Genomic DNA, 3807 nt, shown 5'->3' on the forward strand with positions numbered 1-3807 from the left:
GAGAGTTTTTGGGGCATACTCAAAAATGAATTGATTCATCATCGTAGTTATAAAACTAGGGAGGAAGCAAAAGCAGATATTACAAAATACGTAGAGCTATTTTATAATCAAAGTAGAATTCAGAAAGGTCTGGATTTTAAGACACCGAATCAAATGGCAGAGAGTTTTTATAAGTCGGCTGCCTAGAATCTCCCAAGTGGAAGTCTCCTGCAATTTCAGCACACATCAACTATATTAGTGAACATATTACTGGGTTCCAGATATTCTTTTTTATAATCTCTTTTGCACCAATGACAGTCGGAGCTTATATAGCATTTCAACAGCTGAAATATATTTACTATAAAGAGAGTTGTAGAAATATCTAAAAAGAATAAAAGCCTTTACTTATACTAGGGGCTTTTATTACCATAATTTTTGTAAGAAACTGACGTAAAAAAATTAAAAAAAGTAATAGCGATTTAAAATTAAATACTTATAATTAATAAACTTATATAAAAATTTACCACTGAAATGAATTACGAAGAAATTAAAGACTTAACACTTCAGCTTAGTTATAGAGATAAATTTAGACTTGCTCAATTGCTTATTCAAATCGGAAGAAAAGAGGAAGAAGAGCAATATATTGAGAAAGTACAAGATGAAGAGTCGGTAGACCTAAATTACGTTTCTGAACGATTAGAAAAAAGCCGGCCTGGTAAATTAAAAACATTAGAAAATTTTATTGAAGCAATGTTCCAATTTAAAGGTTCTATTTCTGAGAAAGAAAGAGATGAAGTTATATCTAGACTTCAGAAGAAAAATATTCTGAAAATTGAAAATAATAAGGTCACCTATTTAAAGTAGTAATTATAAAAGTCCTCCTTTGAGGACTTTTATTTCATGCTATATAACAAATATATGATTAATAAATTGCATTAGCCGTATGTTACTGAATTTATTTAAATATTTAATTATAAAATTTTCTACCTGCAAAAAAACTGCAAAATAACGGCAAAACTATTATCGAAAATATAGAAAATATTGACCATTCTGACGACAGAAAATCATAAAGATTTAGCTCTATTCTTTGATTGAATATAGAATATGAAGGGTTCTAAAATTGCATTCGAATTAATTAAAAATGAAAGTATCTAATCTAACACTCAACCAGCTTCCCTTCACTCTTGCTAAAGCAATGAAAGTAAAATCAGCGCCAGTGATCGATTGGGAGTTATGCGGAAAGTTAATCGAAAAAGAAAAAATTAGTTTAGTACGCTCATATTCAAGATGGACTGCTTTTTATGTTGGCCCACGTGCTGATAGTAAGGAAGCTGAGCAAACTGTAGATACAGCCATTGAAGCTATTTTGAAGTGCTATATTGAGAAAAAATTGGGTAGCGAGATTTAAGGAAAGCCAATAAAAACCATGAAGATTTGATTAAATAGTAAACGTGAAAAATAAAAAAAGTTGCTGCCCTATTACTCTGTTATTCAGGGTAGCAACTTTCAATATACTGATTTTAAAAGACAAACCAATAGCATTGCGCATAAGGTGTATTAGATTAATTTTAGAAAAAAATTGAAGCCATTTATAATAAATAATAGGCTATTTATATTCTATAGTTAAAAATCATTATTTTAATCAAGAAGTCTTACACCACGAACACTACCATAATGATTTTCATCTAAAAAATATTCACCTTGTGTCATAACTTGCAAGTTATTTCCGTAAATATCTTGGAATTTAAATATGCATGGTGCTGCACCAGTTCCAGCACAATTTTCAACCTCTATAAAACCATGTTTAAATAATTCAATAGTTTGTATAGAAATTGGTTCAGTGCTGATGGTGTTATAAGTATATGTTTGTCGGGGTTGCCATCCTGATTGAATCAATTTTTTTCTAGCTATATCATAATACTCACCATAAATACTGGGTACTTCACTATGTTTATTGGGCGATGCATTGCTAATGCTTGGAATAATTAAGGATACCAATATAAGAATAAATAATTTGATTTTTTTCTCCCCAAATTTTAACCATAGATATTTAAGAGTTACATAATTCAATAGTACTGGCTCTATGCAAGCCTAATCCTCTATTGGAAGTTATTAATATAAATATTTATCTTAATAACTTCCATCAATTATTTTATTTAACACAATAGTCATTATACGAAACTGCACTTACTTAAGGATCTTTACAATAGCACCATGCCTGCTTTTACAGTCATTATATTTCGCCACAGTATCAACAGACCATAACATCACTGCTTTACCCTGCCCTGATTCTAATTTTTGAAGATCAGGGCAAGGCTCCATTAAATTAGCTGGAATCACTGTCAATAAGTGAGTTGAGTTGCTGCAACCCAGAATCGTCAAAACAATGCTGCTGATACACAGGGCGCTCAACGATCTTTTGCACTTCACGTGCAACTGTTTCGATCTGTCTACTTTGTGCTGATTTTGCTTTTTCATAATCTGCGCTCACTTTGTTCATTTCATTCTGTTTTTCGGCTAAAGCTTTTAATTGCTTTTGCTCAATTTCCTGAATTTTTGCTGTGCACTTTGTTTCCGCTTCTTGAAGCTTTCCGCTTAAATGATTTGTGTATGCAAGCTGCCCAAGACAGATAAAAGAAAGGACCGCGATTGCGATCCAGTATTTGAATTTCCATAGGATTAAGAGTGTTGGCATTTACTGTGCCCCCATGCATTTTGTGTGGCGCTCAAGCTGTCGAGTCCAAACGCCATAACAATTGTTGGAGCGAACCGAACAATCACGCCTTGCAACGTATTTCCATTTCAGTAATGAATCACATGCTTGCACGTATTTACCTTGCTTCAAGTTACGAAGCATTGATGATCCATTCCATGCAGGAATGCCGTACTGATATACAAAGTCGTTGTATAAGTCATATTCAACTTGTGAAACCTTCACATTCTGTAGTGACTTATTGAAAGCCAGTGCATTCTTTTCGATATGACATTTAAGTTGCTGGAGAGCCTTCTCTTTAGAGATTGCTGGGTCTTTCAATGTGACTTTCTTGCCATTGCAGTAAACAGTTGTGCCATTACCGATTGTTGGAACATCACCTTTCACCGGGATTATAGGTTTAGGTGTATAGCCTTCTTTTACTGCTGTGGCTTCGACTTGCTGATTACTAACCCCAGATATAAAAAAACCGCCTGATAAGGCGGCTGTGACAATTGATCCAATTACTAAATATTTACTCTTTGACATTGCATTCCCCATTCAGTTTTCTAACAGTAAGTTGATGAATTTCTGTCTCACGTTGCTCTTTTTTCTGTAGTGCAACTTTCTCTCGCTTATCGCGTCGGTACGAAAATATTGCTTGTAAGATCAGACCAAGCACTGCTACGCAAATACCAACCCAACCAATCCAATCAATCCCCATAAAAAAACCAGCGGCACTTGCTGCACCACCGGTTACTGTTGCTTTTGATCCCAGTGTTGCAGCTGAAGCCTCTACTACAGTTGCAGTTGTTTCAGACATGCCATTCCCCTTATTTTTGGCAATAAAAAAGCACCTTTTCGGTGCTCTATGTTGTTGTTAAAACTTAAACCCCAACCATCTTACTTGCATGTGTTGACCAGTTTGTTGCGGCTTGATAAGCAGTTAGTGATGCAGATGGTACTTTAATTACGCAAGTCGATTTAAGCCCTGTTAATACATTTGCTGTTATTGTTGGTGGAGTTTGTCTTGGACAGATAAGCTCATTACATGCACTTAAAACGCCCAAACCATTCGATGCAATATCGCTAACATTTAGCCCGAGTGTTAATTTTAGGCAGAAAGTATTTTGATA

8 protein-coding genes are annotated in these 3807 nt (G+C 34.3%); 3 read left to right on the top strand and 5 right to left on the bottom strand.

Going from position 1 to position 3807, the window contains the following annotated elements; all coding sequences use genetic code 11:
• The 3 genes from B9T24_RS16720 to B9T24_RS16730 form a co-directional block, all read left to right on the top strand.
• A partial coding sequence (locus tag B9T24_RS16720) for an IS3 family transposase (protein WP_143223770.1) occupies window positions 1-186 on the top strand: 186 nt, incomplete at its 5' end.
• A gap of 324 nt (window positions 187-510) precedes the next feature.
• Window positions 511-843 (top strand): hypothetical protein, encoded by a 333-nt coding sequence (locus tag B9T24_RS16725; RefSeq protein WP_086166835.1) that lies wholly within the window; start codon window positions 511-513, stop codon window positions 841-843.
• A gap of 277 nt (window positions 844-1120) precedes the next feature.
• The gene (locus B9T24_RS16730; protein ID WP_086166836.1) at window positions 1121-1387 is read left to right on the top strand and encodes a phage protein NinX family protein; all 267 of its coding nucleotides are present in this window, start codon (window positions 1121-1123) and stop codon (window positions 1385-1387) included.
• A 230-nt stretch (window positions 1388-1617) separates the two neighbouring features.
• Here the strand turns inward: B9T24_RS16730 and B9T24_RS16735 are convergent, their stop codons facing one another.
• From B9T24_RS16735 to B9T24_RS16995, 5 genes are all read right to left on the bottom strand, one after another.
• Window positions 1618-2049, bottom strand: a complete 432-nt coding sequence (locus B9T24_RS16735; protein WP_086166837.1) for a hypothetical protein — start codon at window positions 2047-2049, stop codon at window positions 1618-1620.
• Window positions 2050-2305: 256 nt separating this feature from the next.
• Window positions 2306-2674 carry a hypothetical protein gene (locus tag B9T24_RS16740; protein WP_086166838.1) on the bottom strand — a complete coding sequence of 123 codons (369 nt, stop codon included), beginning with the start codon at window positions 2672-2674 and terminating at the stop codon, window positions 2306-2308.
• Entirely contained in the window at window positions 2675-3220 is a 546-nt protein-coding gene (locus B9T24_RS16745) for a glycoside hydrolase family protein (protein WP_228145747.1), read from the bottom strand. It lies immediately after the preceding gene.
• Window positions 3207-3494, bottom strand: a complete 288-nt coding sequence (locus B9T24_RS16750) for a holin (RefSeq protein ID WP_086166840.1) — start codon at window positions 3492-3494, stop codon at window positions 3207-3209. Before B9T24_RS16750 ends, B9T24_RS16745 begins: the two co-directional genes overlap by 14 nt.
• 64 nt (window positions 3495-3558) lie before the next feature.
• The coding region (locus tag B9T24_RS16995) for a hypothetical protein (RefSeq protein ID WP_213032959.1) at window positions 3559-3807 on the bottom strand (249 nt) is incomplete at its 5' end.

The sequence above is a fragment of the Acinetobacter sp. ANC 4654 genome, assembly GCF_002135425.1.
GTDB classification, from domain to species: Bacteria; Pseudomonadota; Gammaproteobacteria; order Pseudomonadales; family Moraxellaceae; genus Acinetobacter; species Acinetobacter kyonggiensis.